Genomic DNA, 17,696 nt, shown 5'->3' on the forward strand with positions numbered 1-17,696 from the left:
GCGCGACGATCGGCTTTTTCACTGTGTCAATATCTCGACGTCGTGATCCTGAGTCGACGTCACTTTGAAGGTCGTCTGATAGGTTTTCCCCTCGCGGCGCGCGATGGCGACATATTCGCCTTCGGCGAGCGTCAGCGACGGAAAGGCGCCGATCAATTCGCGGATCACGTCGCCGCCCGGCGTCAGCACCGAAAAAGACGTATTGGCCAGCGCCTCGCCGCCCGGCGCCTTGACCAGCTTCAGCGTCATTGTCGCCGCGCGATGCCGCAACGTGGCCTCTATGACCTTGCCGGCCGGCACGCGCAGATCGGCGGTGACGACCGAATTGGTCGCGTTATTGTCGCCCTGCGATCCCTGGCTCGAATCGAGCAGCGTCGAAACGATGTGATAGGCGCCCTCCGGCAGGCAGATGACCTCATCCGATCTGGCGTTGGCGAGCACCAGCTTCGCCTCCGAATTTCCGCGCTCGGGCACATAGATCGAGACGGAGAGCCGCAGCGCCGGAAGCTGCGTGTCGCCGAGCGTGTCGATGAGCTTCAGCGCGCCGGCGTTCAAGATCAGCTTCTCGCCGATATTGCGGCCCTCGACGACGACGCGCCGCGTCGCGCCGGCGAGGCCGAAGGCGGCGTGCACGATATAGACGCCGTCCGGCAATTGCGCCGAAAAGCTCGCCTCGCGAGATTCGGCGACGAGCCTGCGCGCGCCGTCCGGTCGCGCCGCATCCTCGAAAATCCGCCAGACGAGGCCGCTGCGGATCGGAATCGCGTCATTCTGCGTCAAAGCTGCGCTGAGCCGCAGCATGGAGCCCGCGGCCGGCTTCTCCTCCTCGGCCGGGACGGGTTTCGCCGAGCGGCCCTTCTGCTGGGCGGGCGGGACGGTGGTCTGCGCCGCCGCGCAGCCGGCGCCGGCGAGGAGAATGGCGAAAGCGACGAGAACAGGTGACTTCATGCGCCCTGGAAGGCGCCGGCGCGCGCCCGAATGTCGATTCTCCATTGTGACCTTCGCCGTCCCTTCTGTCATAGAGTCTTTCCGTGTTTCATTGAAACACGGAAAGACTCTAAACTTTTGTTTTAACGCGTTTCCGACGCCGAACCGGCGTCCGCTTCGGCTGGAAACGCTCTAGGTTTTCCTGCCGATCGCTTCGCGCGGCCTTCGCCGCCTCCTTTCTCCCCGCTCGCGGAGAAGGCGTATCACTCCTCGCGGCGATCGAGCAGAGTGGCCGCGGCGGAGGCGAGATTGGCGATGGAAAACGGCCGAAATTGGAATTCGATCCGATGCCGGCCCTTCGTCGCGGGCACGCCGCGGAACAGAATATTGGCCTTGACGATCGGCGCCGGGCTTCCGTCCACCCGCGCCTCCCAGCCGGGATAATAGAGATCGTGAAGGACGAGCAGGCCGTCGCGATCCGATTCGACGTCGACGACGATCCGCTCGCTCTCGTAGGAGACGATCGTCGCCTTGCCTTCCGGCTCGCCGGCTCGCGCCGGATCGGCGAGCGCCGGATCGAGCCGAGAAAGGTCCGACTGGTCGACGAGCGCCTCGCGCGTTCCGTCGAACTCGGGAATGTCGTCGTCGGAGATCGCGGCGTCCGAATCGACTCCCGCCACGCGCGTCGCGAAATAGGCGCGCGGCGCGGCGCGGCCGAGCTTATAGACATAGATTTGATCGGAGACGAAGATCGGCGCGGCGTTGGGGCGCGGCATATGCCGCGGCATTCGCGCGAGCGGGCGGCCGAGCACGAGATAATCGAGGCCGAGCAGACGCGCGAGCTTGCATTTATAGCCGCGGAACGTGCCCGGATAATGCCGCAGATTGGGATCGACGGCATTGTCGCCCGGCCCCACCGCGCGTTCGTAATCGGCGATGCGCAGCGGATTATAGCCGAGCGTGTCCTCGAGGCCGAGGATCATGGAGGCGTTCTGCCAGCCGCCCGGCAGGCCGAGAATCTCGACGCGCGGGCGTTCGCCCTTGGCGGCGCGCTCGGAAATGTCCTTTCGTAGCGCCGCAATGGCGCCGCGCTCGGAGGCGGAGGCTTCGTCGAGGATCGAATAGCGCGTCGCCGGCTCGGCGTTCAGCGGATCGGCGGCGTTGCGCCACAAGAGCTCGCCGCCGGTGGCCATGACGAGGAGGACGGCGACGAGGCCGCGCTTGTCGAATTTTTCGCCCAGGCGGAGCGCGGCCGCCACGGCGCCCGCCATCGCCAGCGCCACCGCGACGGCGACGAGCGCCTCCCTGCCATGGCCATTGGCGAAGGAGAAGGCGAGCCCGCCGAGGATCAGCGCCAGCACGACGCCGACCGTCGCCGCCGATAGACAATGGGCGAGCGCGCGCGGCATTTTCTGGAACGGCCGCGGCGCGCCATGGACGACATAGCGATGCAGCAGATAGGCGGCGCTGAGCGCGAAGCCCGCGTTGAGCACGAAGGCCCCGTCCGCCGGCCGGCGATAGAGCGAAACGCCTGGGAAAAAGTCGTAGATGGCGGCGAAGAAGGGCGTCCAGCGGCCGAGCGTGTAGATCAGCGCGGCGGCGAGCATGTAATGGACGAAGCGCATCTCCTCGGCGAAGCTGCGTCCGCCCGCGAGACCATGCCAGAAGCCGAGCACGACAGGCGCCGCGCCGATGAAGAGATAGTCGATCGCGCGGTCGGTCCAGTCCGGCGCGGCCATCGTGTCATAGCCCGGCCCCCAATAAGCATAGCTCTTGTCGAGCGAGCCGAAAATGTCCGGCGCGAGCAGCGTCGCCAGATTGACCGGCGCGAGCGACCCCGCCGCCGCGACGCCGAAGGCGATGCCCGGCCGATTGGAGGTCGCCAGAAATTGCAGCGTGAGCAGCACCGGCGGGACGAGAATCGCCCCGCCGGTCGCCGCCGCGACGAGCAGAGCCGGCCAGCGGCCGAAGAGATAATCGAGCGGCCGCCGCGAGAGGGCCGCCGCGTGGAGAAAGCGGGCGACGAGAACGAGGCAGAAGAGATAGGCGACCTGATCGCGCCCGAGCGCCATCAGGCTCGCGAGAATTCCGAAGCCGATCCCGTAGATCAGGCGCGGACGCTCCAGCATGACTTCCAGCATCAGCAGAGCGAGCGGGAAGAAGCTGTAGGAGATGATCATCCCCGTATGCTGCAGGCGCGAGGCGGCGACCCCGCCCAGCATGAAGATCAGCCCGGCGAGCACGGAAGCCGAAGGGACGAATCCGCGACGCGCGCAGAGCGCCAGCACGCCCGCGCCGCCCATCAACAGATGCGCCAGCACGAAGACGTCGAATTCCTGCATCGTCGCGGCGGGACGCAGCAGCGCGAAGAGGAAGAATGTCGGCGTGAAGATCAGCGATTGCGGATCGGCGACGGAGGGATGGCCAGCGAAATGATAAGGATTCCATAAAGGAATATCGCCGCGGCGCAGCGCCTCGCCGAGAAAGCGGAACATCGGATAGAAATGATTTTTCGAATCCCAGGGCACGACCGCGCCGCTCGCGAGCCACATTCCGGCCGCGAGCGCCATGAAGAGCGCGATGGCGGCGAAAGCGGCGAGCGCGTCGCGGCGCGTCCAGATATGGGCGTGGGCGCCGTCGGGTCCGGCGAGCGCGCGGCGCGTCTCGGCGAGCGCGAGCGGAGTTTCCTCGGCCCCCAAAAGGCCGAGAGGGCGATCGCTGATCGACATGTTCGAACCTGTCTGGCGCGGTCGTTCGGCGGCGCGCGCCGATCGTCGGCGACGCCGTGCGGCGGCTCGCCTTTCGCGCGGGAAGCCTAAATTGATTGAGCCTTCATGAACTCATGATGAACATTCGAGCGCCGCCTCCTTATAGCTCGGGCCGAGCTCCGGCGAAAGTCTGGTTGATCGCTCGGATTTGTGCGCGGTCGAGGGCGAGCTTGGCGGCGAAGCCGTCCCGCCGAGCGGCGCGACATGCCGCGGCCAGCCCGCGCGCGTCGGCGGGATCGGAGAAGGGTCCGTCGATCGCCGCGACGCCGGCGGCGGCCGCGCCGAGCAGCAGAAAGGCGCGCGCCGCGGCGAATGGCGAGGCGAGGCTCTCCGAGGCGAGGCTCTCCGGCTCCGCCCCGAGGGCGCGGCGCAGCGGCTCGACGTCGAAGGAGAGCGCCTCGAGGCGAAAGGAGGCGCCGGCGTAGCTCGACAGCGCGAAGACTGCCGCCGGCGTCTCGGCCGCCGAGGCGACGATGCGGACGGCGCCGTCCTTTCGGCCGCATTCGGCCTCCTGCACCGCGAGCTTGGCCGAAAGATGCTGCACGCTCGCGCCGCCGCAGGCGCGCGGCAGAAAAACGCCCTGCGCTCCCGCCGCCACGACGGCCGCGAGATCGGCGTCGATCGCCGCGCTCGTCAGCGGCGCGACGCGCGCATAGAGGCGCAAGCTCTCGGGGCGCGGAAGGCGCAGCAGCGCGGCGGCTCGCGCGCGCGCAAAGTCGCGCGCCGGATCGGCAGGGTCGCCGAGGTCGAGGACGAGCGCGTCCGCGCCGCTGTCGAGCGCGGCGGCGAATTCGTCCTCGCGCGGGGCGAGAAGAAGATAGGACCGCATCTGCGACTCTCCTGCCGTGCGACGCCGTGATCTTAAGCGTGCGTTTACCATAAGTGGCGATTCTGCTCTGCAATGCGTCAAGTCCGGTCGAGCACATAGGGCGGAGCCCAGAGCGCCTGATGATCGTAAGAAATTTCCTGAAATGGGCGCAGACCGCGCCGACGGCCCTCAGGGTGGAAGGGGCCGGCGCGCTGGCGAGAGCCTATCTCGAGAGCGATCTCGACGACGTTATGAAGCGCGAGGCGGAGACGGCGCTCGCGGCGCTCCTCGACGATCCCTCGCCTCTGGTGCGCCGCGCTCTGGCCAAGGTCTTCGCGAGCTCGGCCGAAGCGCCGCGCTCCATCGTCTCGGCGCTCGCCAATGACCAGTCGGACATTGCGGCCATGGTGCTGTCGCGCTCGCCGCTGCTCGGCGAGAGCGAGCTCATCGATTGCGCCGCGGTCGGCGACGTCTTCGCCCAGAGCGCCATAGCGCTGCGCGCCCATGTGCCGACCGGTCTCGCTGCTGCGCTCGCCGAGATCGGCGCCTGCGAGGCGGCGATCTCGCTCGCCGTCAATCCGAACGCCGATCTGACGGCCTTCGCCATGCGCCGCATGATCGAGCGTTTCGGCGACGACGCGCAATTGCGCGAGGCGCTGCTCGGCCGGCCCTTTCTGCCGCCGTCGGTTCGCGCCGAGCTCGTCGAGGCGACGGCGGCGAGCCTCGCCTCTTTCGTCATGGATCGCGACTGGCTGTCGCCCGAGCGCACGCGCCGCATCATGCAGGAGGCGCGCGACAAGGCCAATGTCGACATCGCCGCCTCGGCCGAAGAGACGCAGGGCCGCAGAGGCGTGCGCATGCTGGTCGCGCATCTGCGCCGAAAGGCGCGGCTGACGCCGAGCCTCGCGCTCAGGGCGTTGCTCTCGGGCAATCGCGCGCTGTTCGAGGCGACGCTCGCGGAATTGTCGGGCCTCGACGAGGAGAAGGTCGCCGGCCTCACGCGCGATTTTCGCGGCGCGGGCTTTGCGGCGCTCTATGCGCGGGCGGGGATGCCCGCCAATCTTCTGCCGGCCTATCGCGCCGCGCTCGAGGCGCAGCCGGCCTTCGGCTGCGCCAGCGCGCGCCTGTCGCTCGCGATGGTGCAGCGCGTGCTGACCTCCTGCGACGGGATCAATTCCGGCGAGCTCGATCGGCTGATGGCGCTGTTGCGCCGCTTCGAGGCGGAGGCGCTGCGCGAGGACGCCCGCGAGGCGGCGGCGGCGCTGACGCGCGCGCCATTCGTCGACATGGCGGCGCTGGAGGCGCAGCTGCTCGTCGCGGCGTGAGGGTGATCGGAGGAAATGCCGTAGGCGGTCGTCGATCGCATATGCATGCGAAGGCTAGCAGCACAACGGAGTCGCGGATATTGGAGGCGGTAAAACTCTGATGCGAATCGTCAACGACGCCGGAGTGCAAAAAGTCAAGCGTCAATCCTTGATTTTTCTGCGATTAAACGATATACACACAATGTGACCCTTGCTTCGCGAATGGGCCCCTGGGCTCCTCCTCATAGGATAGCGAAGAGTGCGGGTCACATTTTTTTTAATAATAATGGGTGTCGCCGTAAGACCAGAGGTCGTACTCGGTGAAGACTTTCGATTTAATAAGTTCATATGACCTGACGTCGCCTATTTCCCATTTACGTTGTATAGCCCAAGCGCAATAGTCTGCGGCCCATAGGAGCGGGTCTTTCGATGAATCAATAAAACTTACCTCCCACTTATCTCTTGGAGTAGTCTGCTGAAGCGTGTTATTTATTCCTTGTTTAAAGGCGGCCTTTGTTTTCTTTTGCCCAATCGACGCGGCGGTGATAAGCATTTTTCCAGTAGTAGGCAGCAGTTTCCGGCCAACGTGCTTAAAATGATAGTACCAAGCGTATTGATAGAAGGTGGCCTCAGTAATACGTGTTTGAGGCTGAGCCTTTGATTTTTCTAAAAGAGTAGCGTCGACTCGAAATGTATGCGCCTCCAGGCATGCAAAAACTTTGTCGCGAGTAGCTTGCTGGTCTGTAGTAGCATGAAGCTTATCTCGCTCCGAGTCGCCATTTAATACTAACTCGCGGCGAATTTGCAGAAGATCATGTGAAAGGGAGCAATCCTCTGTCGTGAAGGTACAGAGCAAAAAATAGCGGCTGGCTCCCGCCTTACGTTTGAAAGTGAAGCAGCCGGCTTCGTCGGCGAATACGAATTTATCAGCCATGATCGGGGGATTCGACGGGCGCTTCAGCCATCGTTGAAATTCCAAACTGGACTCTTGATCGATCACTGTAACTTATCCGATTCGTACGAATACGGAACCGGTTGCCTGCCTGCGCTCACATTTTTCAATAGCCGAATTGCTCGCGAAGGATGCGTTCTTCCAGCGAATGGCCGGCGTCGTGCAGCAGCATGAGATTGGTCCCGTGATCCATCTCGACGTCGACGCTGAGCGCGTCGCGAAACTCGTCATGGTCGGCGACGACGGAGACGGGGCGCTTCTCCGCCTCCAGAACTTCGAGCCGCACTTTGGCGGCGTCGGGCAGCAGCGCGCCGCGCCAGCGCCGCGGGCGAAAGGCGGAAATGGGCGTCAGCGCCATCAGCGGCGCGTCGAGCGGCAGTATGGGGCCGTTGGCCGAGAGATTATAGGCGGTGGAGCCGGCCGGCGTCGCCACCAGCACGCCATCGGTTATCAGCTCCGGCAGCCGCTCCTTGCCATTGACCAGGATTCGGAGCTTGGCGATCTGCGAGCTCTGGCGCAGCAGCGAGACCTCGTTGATCGCATGGGCGGCGAATTCGTCGCCATGCGTGTTGACGGCCCGCATCAGCAGCGGGTGGATGATCGACGGCTTGGATTCGGCGATGCGCTTGCGTAGCCCGCTCTCGCGATATTCGTTCATCAGAAAGCCGACCGAGCCGCGGTTCATCCCATAGATCGGCTTGCCGGCGCCCATGAAGCGATGCAGCGTGCGCAGCATCAGGCCGTCGCCGCCGAGCGCGACGATGCAATCGGCCTCCTCGGGCGGGACCTCGCCGTATTTGGCGACGAGCCGCGCCCGCGCCTCGTCGGCCTCGGACGTGCCGGAGGAAAGAAAGGCCAGCTTCCGGTGATTATTCGGCGTCTCGCCGGTCTCGGACATGGGTCGACTTGGCTCGGCGGGACCGCGCTCGCGGCGGCTGGGCCGAACTCCATACACCCGGCGAAGTCTAAAGGAAACGGGAGGCGATCCGTAAGACGAAGCCGCGCGGAGCAGAAATTCGCTGTCGCGCCGCGGCCGAAGAACGCGATCGTTCTCCCCATTCGGTTCGTTGAAAAGAACATTCTATTTGACATAACGAACGAATTGCATGAGCCTTTCTGATCCGAGAAGGACGCGCCTCGATCACTTCGTTCCGCTCTGAGGCGGACCCCGCGTCACAGAAAAGGAGGCCGAAAATGTCCGACGCCTATATCATCGAGCTCGGCGAGGAAGCCGTCGGCGTGGTCGCCCGCGACTCGAACGGCTACCGCTTCTATGCGGCGAAACAATCTTTCCGGCCGCTCGAGGGGCGTCTGTTTCATTCGGCCGAGAATGCGCGCAGCGCCGCGCTCGAATTGCGACGCGAGGCGCCGCCGCGCCTTTCCGCGCTGACCTCCCTCGGCCTCGGCGGGCAGCGGGGGCGCGGCTGACTCGCGCCTTCGCCGGGCGTCATTCGCGACGCTCACGACGCGAGCGATCGGGAATCCGTCGGCGGGCCTCGAGTCCCGGTCGGGCCTTCGGCCCGCCGGGAGTCGGTTTCCGGCTGAACGGTTCGGCGCATTCCCCTTATCCCCGCCTGTGGGGAGAGGGCCGGGGCAAGGGGCGCGGGGCGCGAGCCGCAAAGGGGCCGATTTCGACCCCCGATCGGGGGTCAGTTTTGGACACCAATTGACACCATCCGGCCGGCTGTGGTCTCTGCTCTGGGTTAACCATCCTTGCCATGCTGCGACCGTTGAAATTACAGGCCAAGTCAGACGAACGCCGATTAGCCCCCTAATCAGACCAGCGATGTCGCGGGGTGTTTTATGGGACACGCCGCGGCGGGAAAGGGCGTGTGTTCTTCGTTGATCGATTTCAGGATGAGAGCCACAATTGCAAAGCGGCAACCGGCGCGCGACGGTGGCGAGAAAAATCATCGGCGAGCGTGTCTGCGCGCGCAGATCGTGGAGCTGAGAGGCCGCGCAAGCGGCCCATCGAGGACATGCTTCGAGCGGCTCAAATCTAGAGCGTTTCCAGCCGAAGTGGACGCCGGTTCGGCGTTGGAAACGCGTCAAAAACAAAATCCTAGAGTCTTTTCATGTTTCATTGAAACATGAAAAGACTCTAAAGCCTCCGGCTCTGCGGAAGGATACTTATCCAAGGCAACCTTAGAGTGCTCAGATGGCTCAGAGAAATATTGTCGTGGACACTTTGAAGGCTTTCACGAGAAAGCTTGGGTTTAATATTATTCGAAATGATTATATTTTCGATGTGCAAGAGCCAAAATACGTTGGCTCTTCGAGATGGGTTGATTATCTAGAAAATGAGTATAATAAAAATGGCATGAAAATTCTTGAAATAGGATCAAGAAACGTTACAAATGTCAACTTGAGGAGCAAATTCAATAAAGCAGCCTATGTTGGTTTTGATTTTTACGCCGGAGAAAATGTCGATATCGTGGGTGACGCTCATAAGCTGGCGTCGTATTTTAACGAAAACGAGAAGTTTGATCTGATATTCTCATCTGCTGTGTTCGAACATCTTTATATGCCTTGGGTCGTGGCGGAGGAAATACAAAAATTGCTGAAAATTGGGGGATGCGTTTTCGTTGAAACTCATTTTTCATTCAAGGCTCATGAAATGCCTTGGAATTTTTTTCAATTCTCCCACACGGGCCTACGAGCGCTGTTCAACGAGGGGCTTGGTTTTGAGCTGATTGATAGCGGGATGAGCAATCCGATTTGTGGTATTTTCGGTGAAAAAGCAGACAAGCGCTTAAGATACGGAACTCTCTCGAACTTATATTGCAATAGCGAGGTGCTTTGCAAAAAAGTGCGTGAAGTTGATCATTTCGAATGGAGAAGTTTATCTATAGACGAAGTGGTAGACGGCTCACGATATCCAACGCCAAATAAATAAACCGGCAAACTCCAAATCCGCGTATTGCCCAGAAATTGGTGGATAATCGAGCGGCCTGGAAAATCGGAGTTTGGAGGCGCTGCCTCCAAAGCCGGATTGATCGGCGTGGCGGACAAAGCGGCGCACGATCGGAAAACGCCCCGAGTTCCCCATACCTTCCTTCTCCCCGCGAGCGGGGAGAAGGAAGGCGGCGAACGCCGTGCGACGCGATCCGCCGAAACCCTATGACAGCGGCCAGAGAGCCTATTCGCGGCCGACGCTCAGATAGGCGAAGCCGCGTTTGCGAATGTCGGCGGGGCGGTAGATGTTGCGCAGATCGACGATCACCGGCGTCTTCAGCAGCGTCTTGATGCGGTCGAGATCGAGCGCGCGGAAGGCGTCCCATTCGGTGACGATGACCAGCGCGTCGGCGCCTTCCGCCGTCGCATAGGGGTTGTCGCAGAAGGTCACTTCCGGCATCAGCGGGCGGGCCTGCTCCGTGCTCTCCGGATCATAGGCGTAGACCTTGGCGCCGTCGCCGGCGAGCGAGGCGACGATGGCGAGCGAGGGCGCGTCGCGCATGTCGTCGGTGTTGGGCTTGAAGGCGAGGCCGAGCAGGCCGATCTTCTTGCCGCGCACCGAGCCGCCGAGCGCCGAGATCACCTTGCGGGCCATGGCGCGCTTGCGTGAATCATTCACCGCGACGACGGTCTCGACGATGCGCAGCGGCGCGCTGTAGTCCTGGCCCGTCTTCAACAAAGCGAGCGTGTCCTTGGGGAAGCAGGAGCCGCCATAGCCCGGCCCGGCGTGCAGGAATTTGCCGCCGATGCGCTTGTCGAGGCCGATGCCGCGCGCGACGTCCTGAACGTCGGCTCCGACCTTCTCGCAGAGATCGGCGACCTCGTTGATGAAGGTGATCTTGGTGGCGAGAAAGGCGTTGGCCGCATATTTGGTGAGCTCGGAGGTGCGGCGGCCGACGAAGACCAGCGGCGGCTGGTTGAGGCTCAGCGGCCGGTAGATTTCCGCCATCACCTCGCGGGCGCGGTCGTCCTCGACGCCGATGACGACGCGGTCGGGACGCTTGAAATCCTCGATCGCCGCGCCCTCGCGCAGGAACTCCGGATTGGAGACGACGGCGAAATCGGCCTTCGGATTGACCTCGCGGATGATGCGCTCGACCTCGTCGCCCGTGCCGACCGGCACGGTGGATTTGTTGACGATGACGGTGAAGCGGTCGAGCGCCCGGCCGATCGTCTCGGCGGCGGCGTAGACGTAAGAAAGGTCGGCGTGGCCGTCGCCGCGCCGCGACGGCGTGCCGACGGCGATGAAGACGGCGTCCGCGCCGCGCACGGCGGGCGTGAGATCGGTGGTGAAGAACAGGCGGTTCTGTCGCACATTATTGGCGACGAGCTCGTCGAGGCCGGGCTCGTAGATCGGAATTTCGCCGCGCAGCAGCCGCTCGATCTTGGAGGCGTCGCTGTCGACGCAGGTCACGACATGGCCGAAATCGGCGAAGCAGGCCCCGGATACGAGGCCGACATAGCCCGATCCGATCATTGTGATGTTCATCGTCTCTCGTCTCTCGCTCGGTCCTAAGGGTTGTCACTGCAACGTAATTGTTTCGTCGTCATGACAGGGTCGGGGTCTGACGCGTCCTCTGCGCGCTTGGGCGACGGCCCTAACCCCCGACGCCGAACGCCGCCAAGGCGGCCATATTGACGATATCGGCGTCGGTCGAGCCCAATTGAACGATTTGGATCGGCTTGTCGAGCCCGACGATCAATGGCCCCAGCACCGTCGCTCCCCCCAGCTCCTGCAGCATTTTGGTGGAGATGGAGGCGGAGTGAAAGGCGGGCATGACCAGCACATTGGCGGTGTCGCTGAGGCGCGAGAAAGGATAGGCGGCCATTGCGCGCCGGTTGAGGGCGACGTCGGCGGCCATCTCGCCCTCATATTCGAAGTCGACGCGCCGCGCATCGAGCGCGCGCACCGCCTCATGGACGCGGGTCGTGCGCTCGCCCGGCGGATAGCCGAAGGTGGAGAAGGCCAGCATGGCGACGCGCGGCTCGAGGCCGATGCGCCGCGCGACGCCCGCCGCCTCTATCGCTATGTCGGCGAGATCGGCGGCCTCCGGCATTTCCGTGATCGCCGTGTCGGCGACGACGACGATGCGCCCATGCGCGAGCACCAGCGAGGCGCCGATCAGCCTGTGACCCGGCTTCTGGTCGACGACATGGCGCACATCCTCGAGCGCGTTGGAGAAATTGCGGGTGACGCCGGTCACCATGGCGTCCGCGTCGCCCTGCGCCACCATGGCGGCGGCGAAATGATTGCGGTCGGTGTTGATGAGGCGCTGACAGTCGCGGAACAGGAAGCCCTTGCGCTGCAGGCGCTCGAACAGAAATTGCGCATAGACCGAATTGCGCGAGGAGAGCCTGGCGTTGTGCACCTCGATCTGGTCGCCGAGCTCCAATCCGGCGTCGCGCGCCGTTTGCGCCACGCGATCCTCGCGGCCGACCAGAATGGGCCGCCCGAGCCCCTGCGCGACGAAGGAGAGCGCGGCGCGAATGACCTGCTCCTCCTCGCCCTCGGCGAAGACCACGCGCTTGGGATCGCGCCGCACGCGGTCATAGATCGTGTGCATGAGGCCGGCGATCGGATCGCGCCGCGCCGAGAGCTCCGCGCGATAGGCGCTCATATCGACGATGGGGCGACGCGCGACGCCCGAATCCATCGCCGCCTTCGCCACGGCCGGCGACACGATGGCGATGAGGCGCGGATCGAAGGGCGCGGGAATGAGATAGTCGCGGCCAAAGCGCGGCCGCGCGCCCTGATAGGCGTTGGCCACCTCGTCCGGCACGTCCTCGCGCGCGAGCTCGGCGAGGGCTGTCGCCGCGGCGATCTTCATCTCCATGTTGATCGTCTTGGCGCGCACGTCGAGCGCGCCGCGGAAGATGTAAGGGAAGCCCAGCACATTGTTGATCTGATTCGGATAGTCGGAGCGCCCCGTCGCGACGATGGCGTCCGGCCGCGCGGCGAGCGCCTCCTCCGGCGTGATCTCCGGATCGGGATTGGCCATGGCGAAGACGATCGGATCCTGCGCCATCGTCTTCAGCATCTCAGGCGTCAGCGCGCCTTTCACCGAGAGGCCGAAGAAAATATCGGCGCCGTCCAGCGCCTCGGCGAGCGTGCGCGCGCTCGTTTCGACGGCATGGGCGCTCTTCCATTGATTCATGCCTTCGGAGCGGCCGCGATAGACGACGCCCTTCGTATCGCAGAGAACGACGTTCTGCGGCGAAAAGCCCATCGCCTTGACGAGATCGAGACAGGCGATGCCGGCCGCGCCCGCGCCATTGCAGACGAGCCTGGTGTTCCTTATGTCGCGGCCGGTCAGATGCAGCGCGTTCAAGACGCCCGCCGTGGAGATGATCGCGGTGCCGTGCTGATCGTCGTGGAAGACGGGAATGTCCATCAATTCGCGCAGGCGCTCCTCGATGACGAAGCACTCCGGCGCCTTGATGTCCTCGAGATTTATGCCGCCGAAAGAGGGGCCGAGATAGCGCACGGCGGCGATGAAGGCCTCGACCTCCTGCGCGTCGACCTCGAGATCGATCGAATCTATGTCGGCGAAACGCTTGAACAGCGTCGCCTTGCCCTCCATCACGGGCTTGGCGGCGAGCGCGCCGAGATTGCCGAGGCCGAGGATCGCGGTGCCATTGGTGATGACGGCGACGAGATTTCCCTTGACGGTGTAGTCATAGGCGAGGGAGGCGTTCTCGGCGATGGCCAGCACGGGCGCGGCGACGCCGGGCGAATAGGCGAGCGAGAGATCGCGCTGCGTCGCCATGGGTTTCGTGGGCACGACGGCGATTTTGCCGGGCCGGCCGCGCGAGTGGTAGAGCAGCGCCTCCTTGTCGGTGAAGACAGGACGTTCGCGCTTCGGAGGCGTATCGGCCATTTTTCCCCCTCTCTTTCCGAATCATCGGAGAGCCGGCGGCACTTAGCAAGACGTTTGCGACGACAATATGCCGAAGCTCCGGGCGGAGCCATATTCTTCGTGTCCTTTGTGTCTTCGTGGTCGTATTAACCACGAAGACACAAAGGACACGAAGATGAATTACGCCGAGTTGCCTCGTAACATCGAGCCGATCGCGAGAAATATCGTCGATGCGGGATTTTACGTCCATTCGACGCTCGGCCCGGGCTTGCTGGAGTCGGCCTACGAGCATTGCTCGGCTTATGAGCTAGAGACCCGTGGCTGCGCTGTGCGACGTCAGGTGGCGCTGCCGATCGTCTATGGGACCATGAAATCGGACGCCGGATACCGCATCGACATTCTGGTCGCCGGGTCCATCCTCGTGGAGGTCAAGTCGGTCGAAGCGCTCGCGCCGGTCCATCAGGCGCAATTGCTCACCTATTTGAAACTCTCGGGATGCCGGCTCGGTTTCCTGGTGAATTTCAATGTCCCGCTATTCAAACAAGGCTCGAAGCGCATGGCGCTTTGAACTTCGTGTCCTTTGTGTCTTAGTGATGAAAACGAACCACGAAGACACGAAGAACACCAAGGACGAGACATTGGAGCAGTCGTCGCCTACGTCCGCCCGCCCGACGCCGATGATGGCGCAATATATAGAGATCAAATCGGCCAATCCCGATTGCCTGCTCTTCTATCGCATGGGCGATTTCTACGAGCTGTTCTTCGAGGACGCCGAGACCGCTTCGCGCGCGCTCGGCATCATGCTGACGAAGCGCGGCAAGCACCTCGGCGCCGATATTCCCATGTGCGGCGTGCCGGTGGAGCGCGCCGACGATTATCTGCAAAAGCTCATCGCGCTCGGCCATCGCGTCGCCGTCTGCGAGCAGATGGAGGACCCTGCCGAAGCGCGCAAGCGCGGCGGCAAATCCGTCGTCAAGCGCGACGTCGTGCGCCTCGTCACGCCCGGCACGATCACCGAGGAGCAGCTTCTCGATCCCGCCCGTCCCAACGCCTTCGCGGCGCTCGCGCGGCTGCGCGCCGGCGACGGCGGCTGGCGCTATGGGCTCGCCTGCGTCGACATCTCCACCGGAGCCTTCGATGTCGCGGAGGTGGGCGAGGCCGAGCTCGCAGGCGAATTGTCGCGGCTCGAGCCGCGCGAGATCGTCGCGGCGGAGGCGCTCTGCGCAGACCATCGCCTCGCCGCGCTCATCGCCCATCTCGACGCGCCGCTGACGCCGCTCGGCCGCGACGCGGGCGGCGGCGAGAGCGCGGAGCGGCGGCTTCTCGATTTCTTTTGCGTCGCGACGCTCGAGGGCTTCGGCGCGCTCGGCGAGGCGGAAATCGCCGCGGCGGCGGCGGCCATCCTCTATGTCGAGCGCACGCAGAAGGGAAAGCGCCCCGCGCTGCGCCGTCCCTCGAGCCTGCGGCGCAGCGCCACGCTGGAGATAGACGCGGCGACGCGCGTCAATCTCGAGCTGACGCGCACGCTGAAGGGCGAGCGCGACGGCTCGCTGCTGGCGACGATCGACATGACCGCGACGCCCGCCGGCGCGCGCCTGCTCGCCGAGCGCATCGCCGCGCCGGCGACGGAGCCGGCGCTCGTCGCGACGCGTCTCGACGCCGTCTCCTTCTTCGTCGCCGAGCCGGAGCTGCGCGCGCGATTGCGCGCTGCTCTCGCCCGCGCGCCGGATGTGGCGCGGGCGCTCTCGCGACTCTCGCTCCAGCGCGGCGGCCCGCGCGATCTCGGCAATATTCGCGCGGCGCTCGTCGCCGCGCGGGAGATCGCCGCCCTCTTCGCCGCGCGCGATACGGCGCCGCTCGTCGCGCGGGAGATCGAAGCGCTCGCATCTTCCGACGGCGAATTGGAGGGCGCCATCGCCGCGCGGCTCGTCGCCGATCCGCCGCTCGACAAGCGCGCGGGAAATTTCATCGCGCCGGGCTTCGACGCAGAGCTCGACGAAGCGCGCAGCCTGCGCGACGAAAGCCGCCGCGTCATCGCCTCCTTGCAGCAGCGCTATGTCGAGCTGGCCGAGACTCGCCAACTCAAGATCAAGCACAATAATTTCTTGGGCTTCTTCATCGAGGTTCCGCAGGCGCAGGGCGAGAGGCTGCTGCGCGCGCCCTTCGACGCCGTCTTCACGCATCGCCAGACGATGCAGGACGCGATGCGCTTCTCGACGCGCGAGCTCGCCGAGCTCGAGGCGAAGATCGCCTCCGCCGCCGATCGCGCGCAGGAACGCGAGCTGGCGCTGTTCGAGGAGCTCGCGCGGAGCGTGCTCGGCGCGTCCGAGGAGCTGCAACGTCTCGCGGGAGCCTTCGCCGCGCTCGATGTCTTCGCGGCGCTGGCCGAGATCGCTGTGAGGCGCGACTGGACGCGCCCGCATGTCGACGCGTCACTCGATTTCGAGATCATCGGCGGGCGTCATCCCGTCGTCGAAGCGTCGCTGCAGGCGCAAGGGAAGATTTTCGCGGCGAACGATTGCGATCTCGGCGACGCGCGCGCCGGCAGAATCGCCGTCGTCACCGGGCCGAACATGGCCGGCAAATCCACCTATCTCAGGCAGAATGCGCTCATCGCCATTCTCGCCCAGGCCGGCTCCTTCGTGCCGGCGAAGCGCGCGCGGCTCGGCGCCGTCGATCGTCTGTTCTCGCGCGTCGGCGCCGCGGATGATCTCGCGCGCGGACGCTCCACCTTCATGGTGGAGATGGTGGAGACGGCGGCCATATTGAATTGCGCGGGAGCGCGCTCGCTCGTCATTCTCGACGAGATCGGCCGCGGAACGGCGACTTTCGACGGACTCTCCATCGCCTGGGCGACGATCGAGCATCTGCACGAGGTCAATCGCTCGCGCGCGCTGTTCGCGACGCATTTCCACGAGCTGACGCAATTGACGAAGCGCCTGCCGCGGCTCGTCAATCTCACCATGAAGGTGAAGGATCACGCCGGCGAAGTGGTGTTCCTGCACGAGGTGACGAAGGGCGCGGCCGACCGTTCTTACGGCGTGCATGTGGCCGAGCTCGCCGGCCTGCCGGCGAGCGTGGTGGCGCGCGCGCACGCCATTCTCGCGGAGCTCGAGGCGGCGGATCGGCGCGCGCCGGTGACGAAGCTCATCGACGATCTGCCGCTCTTCGCTCATGTCGCGACGAGCGCGCCGCCGAAAGACGAATTGCGCGAGGCGCTGGCGGCGATCGATCCGGACGCGCTCACGCCGCGCGAGGCGCTCGCCGCGCTCTATGAGCTGAAGGCGAAGGCCGCGCGCTGAGCAGGAGCGTCATAAGGCGTCCGCCGCCTTCCTTCTCCCCGCTAGGGTCTTTCCGTGTTTCTTTGAAACACGGAAAGACCCTAGACTTTTGTTTTGACGCGTTTCCGGACGCCGAACCGGCGTCCGCTTCGGCTGGAAACGCTCTATCACCCGGAGGCCGCATCACGCATAGGCGGCATAGGCGGTATTCGCCTGCGCCGGCGTCGAGGCGCTCCTCAACGCTGCGCCGCCGAGGGTGAGATCGCGCAGGCTCGCGAGCAGCGAGTCGATTTGGGCGTAGGGGTCCGCGCTCGCTCCCGTATCATTGTCCATATTCGACGATCGGATGTCGGAGGCGGGGGGGAAGACCTGCGCGCGCTGCGCATCGATCGCGGCGACGTCCGGAGACGACGGCCGACGCTCGACGCTCGGCACAATCGGCAGATCGTGAGGGAGGCTGGAAAGGGCCAGTGACACGACGATTACCTCGTTCTCGATGTTTTCGTGTCCAACTCCTAGCGCGAGGGTTTTAACTCGAGGGAATGAAAGCGCGCGCGATTGGAGGCGCGCCGTCGAGGTTTCGTTCACCATTGTCGCGGCGGCGGCTCGGCGTAGCCGTCTTCCGCCGGCCGCGCGGAACTCGGATCTCTCGAGAAGAGCCAGCGAGCGTGACGCCCGCCGCCAATGAGAGATGCGGCATGACGAATCGTCTTCGAGGTCGATTCGCGCCATTCCAGTCCTGCCCGTTTCTCGCCGAGAAGACACGATGCGCGCGAAGAGCGCTCGGTCGCTGGAATCGTTCGTCGACAGCGCTAGAATAGCGTGACGATTCCCCTCCCGGAGC

At 64.4% G+C, this 17,696-nt stretch carries 13 protein-coding genes; 5 read left to right on the top strand and 8 right to left on the bottom strand.

The window, feature by feature from the left end:
• Window positions 1-18: 18 nt before the first annotated feature.
• The 3 genes from Mspo_RS12030 to Mspo_RS12040 all read right to left on the bottom strand — a co-directional run bounded on the left by Mspo_RS12030 (window position 19) and on the right by Mspo_RS12040 (window position 4,524).
• Window positions 19-1,020 carry a hypothetical protein gene (locus Mspo_RS12030; RefSeq protein ID WP_244613386.1) on the bottom strand — a complete coding sequence of 334 codons (1,002 nt, stop codon included), beginning with the start codon at window positions 1,018-1,020 and terminating at the stop codon, window positions 19-21.
• A 170-nt stretch (window positions 1,021-1,190) separates the two neighbouring features.
• Window positions 1,191-3,656, bottom strand: coding sequence for a YfhO family protein (locus Mspo_RS12035; protein WP_159730071.1), 2,466 nt, complete (start codon window positions 3,654-3,656; stop codon window positions 1,191-1,193).
• 139 nt (window positions 3,657-3,795) lie between these two features.
• Window positions 3,796-4,524, bottom strand: a complete 729-nt coding sequence (locus Mspo_RS12040) for an aldolase/citrate lyase family protein (RefSeq protein WP_159730073.1) — start codon at window positions 4,522-4,524, stop codon at window positions 3,796-3,798.
• 119 nt (window positions 4,525-4,643) lie between these two features.
• Here Mspo_RS12040 and Mspo_RS12045 point away from each other — a divergent pair, with 119 nt between their 5' ends.
• Window positions 4,644-5,828: a DUF2336 domain-containing protein gene (locus Mspo_RS12045; protein ID WP_159730075.1), complete on the top strand. Its 1,185-nt coding sequence runs from the start codon at window positions 4,644-4,646 to the stop codon at window positions 5,826-5,828.
• 256 nt (window positions 5,829-6,084) lie between these two features.
• Here the strand turns inward: Mspo_RS12045 and Mspo_RS12050 are convergent, their stop codons facing one another.
• Window positions 6,085-6,741 (bottom strand): DUF3800 domain-containing protein, encoded by a 657-nt coding sequence (locus tag Mspo_RS12050; RefSeq protein ID WP_159730077.1) that lies wholly within the window; start codon window positions 6,739-6,741, stop codon window positions 6,085-6,087.
• 124 nt (window positions 6,742-6,865) lie between these two features.
• Entirely contained in the window at window positions 6,866-7,657 is a 792-nt protein-coding gene (locus Mspo_RS12055; RefSeq protein WP_159730079.1) for an NAD kinase, read from the bottom strand.
• Window positions 7,658-7,953: 296 nt separating this feature from the next.
• Between Mspo_RS12055 and Mspo_RS12060 the strand changes: the two genes are divergently transcribed.
• Together Mspo_RS12060 and Mspo_RS12065 are read left to right on the top strand one after the other, a co-directional pair.
• Complete coding sequence (locus Mspo_RS12060) at window positions 7,954-8,187, top strand: hypothetical protein (protein ID WP_159730081.1); 234 nt, start codon at window positions 7,954-7,956, stop codon at window positions 8,185-8,187.
• A 730-nt stretch (window positions 8,188-8,917) separates the two neighbouring features.
• A complete protein-coding gene (locus Mspo_RS12065; protein WP_159730083.1) occupies window positions 8,918-9,655 on the top strand; it encodes a bifunctional 2-polyprenyl-6-hydroxyphenol methylase/3-demethylubiquinol 3-O-methyltransferase UbiG in 738 nt (245 codons plus the stop codon).
• Between the two features lie 243 nt (window positions 9,656-9,898).
• On the opposite strand, the gene Mspo_RS12070 is transcribed toward Mspo_RS12065, so the two are convergent.
• Both Mspo_RS12070 and Mspo_RS12075 read right to left on the bottom strand, forming a co-directional pair.
• Window positions 9,899-11,203: a UDP-glucose/GDP-mannose dehydrogenase family protein gene (locus tag Mspo_RS12070; RefSeq protein ID WP_159730085.1), complete on the bottom strand. Its 1,305-nt coding sequence runs from the start codon at window positions 11,201-11,203 to the stop codon at window positions 9,899-9,901.
• Window positions 11,204-11,312: 109 nt separating this feature from the next.
• Window positions 11,313-13,592, bottom strand: a complete 2,280-nt coding sequence (locus Mspo_RS12075; protein ID WP_159730087.1) for an NADP-dependent malic enzyme — start codon at window positions 13,590-13,592, stop codon at window positions 11,313-11,315.
• Window positions 13,593-13,746: 154 nt separating this feature from the next.
• Here Mspo_RS12075 and Mspo_RS12080 point away from each other — a divergent pair, with 154 nt between their 5' ends.
• Both Mspo_RS12080 and mutS read left to right on the top strand, forming a co-directional pair.
• On the top strand, window positions 13,747-14,139 hold the full coding sequence (locus Mspo_RS12080; RefSeq protein ID WP_201281689.1) for a GxxExxY protein: 393 nt from the start codon (window positions 13,747-13,749) through the stop codon (window positions 14,137-14,139).
• 109 nt (window positions 14,140-14,248) lie between these two features.
• A complete protein-coding gene (gene mutS, locus Mspo_RS12085; protein WP_201281694.1) occupies window positions 14,249-16,873 on the top strand; it encodes a DNA mismatch repair protein MutS in 2,625 nt (874 codons plus the stop codon).
• A 162-nt stretch (window positions 16,874-17,035) separates the two neighbouring features.
• On the opposite strand, the gene Mspo_RS12090 is transcribed toward mutS, so the two are convergent.
• The gene (locus tag Mspo_RS12090) at window positions 17,036-17,329 is read right to left on the bottom strand and encodes a hypothetical protein (RefSeq protein ID WP_159730089.1); all 294 of its coding nucleotides are present in this window, start codon (window positions 17,327-17,329) and stop codon (window positions 17,036-17,038) included.
• Window positions 17,330-17,696 lie beyond the last annotated feature (367 nt).

Source organism: Methylosinus sp. Ce-a6, from assembly GCF_009811655.1.
Taxonomy (GTDB): Bacteria; Pseudomonadota; Alphaproteobacteria; order Rhizobiales; family Beijerinckiaceae; genus Methylosinus.

Coding starts and splice junctions, on each gene's coding strand:
- Mspo_RS12035 (WP_159730071.1), bottom strand. CDS start 3,656: ATGTCGATCAGCGATCGCCCTCTCGGCCTTTTGGGGGCCGAGGAAACT.
- Mspo_RS12060 (WP_159730081.1), top strand. CDS start 7,954: ATGTCCGACGCCTATATCATCGAGCTCGGCGAGGAAGCCGTCGGCGTG.
- Mspo_RS12040 (WP_159730073.1), bottom strand. CDS start 4,524: ATGCGGTCCTATCTTCTTCTCGCCCCGCGCGAGGACGAATTCGCCGCC.
- mutS (WP_201281694.1), top strand. CDS start 14,249: ATGATGGCGCAATATATAGAGATCAAATCGGCCAATCCCGATTGCCTG.
- Mspo_RS12065 (WP_159730083.1), top strand. CDS start 8,918: ATGGCTCAGAGAAATATTGTCGTGGACACTTTGAAGGCTTTCACGAGA.
- Mspo_RS12030 (WP_244613386.1), bottom strand. CDS start 1,020: ATGACAGAAGGGACGGCGAAGGTCACAATGGAGAATCGACATTCGGGC.
- Mspo_RS12080 (WP_201281689.1), top strand. CDS start 13,747: ATGAATTACGCCGAGTTGCCTCGTAACATCGAGCCGATCGCGAGAAAT.
- Mspo_RS12075 (WP_159730087.1), bottom strand. CDS start 13,592: ATGGCCGATACGCCTCCGAAGCGCGAACGTCCTGTCTTCACCGACAAG.
- Mspo_RS12055 (WP_159730079.1), bottom strand. CDS start 7,657: ATGTCCGAGACCGGCGAGACGCCGAATAATCACCGGAAGCTGGCCTTT.
- Mspo_RS12045 (WP_159730075.1), top strand. CDS start 4,644: ATGATCGTAAGAAATTTCCTGAAATGGGCGCAGACCGCGCCGACGGCC.
- Mspo_RS12050 (WP_159730077.1), bottom strand. CDS start 6,741: ATGGCTGATAAATTCGTATTCGCCGACGAAGCCGGCTGCTTCACTTTC.
- Mspo_RS12070 (WP_159730085.1), bottom strand. CDS start 11,203: ATGAACATCACAATGATCGGATCGGGCTATGTCGGCCTCGTATCCGGG.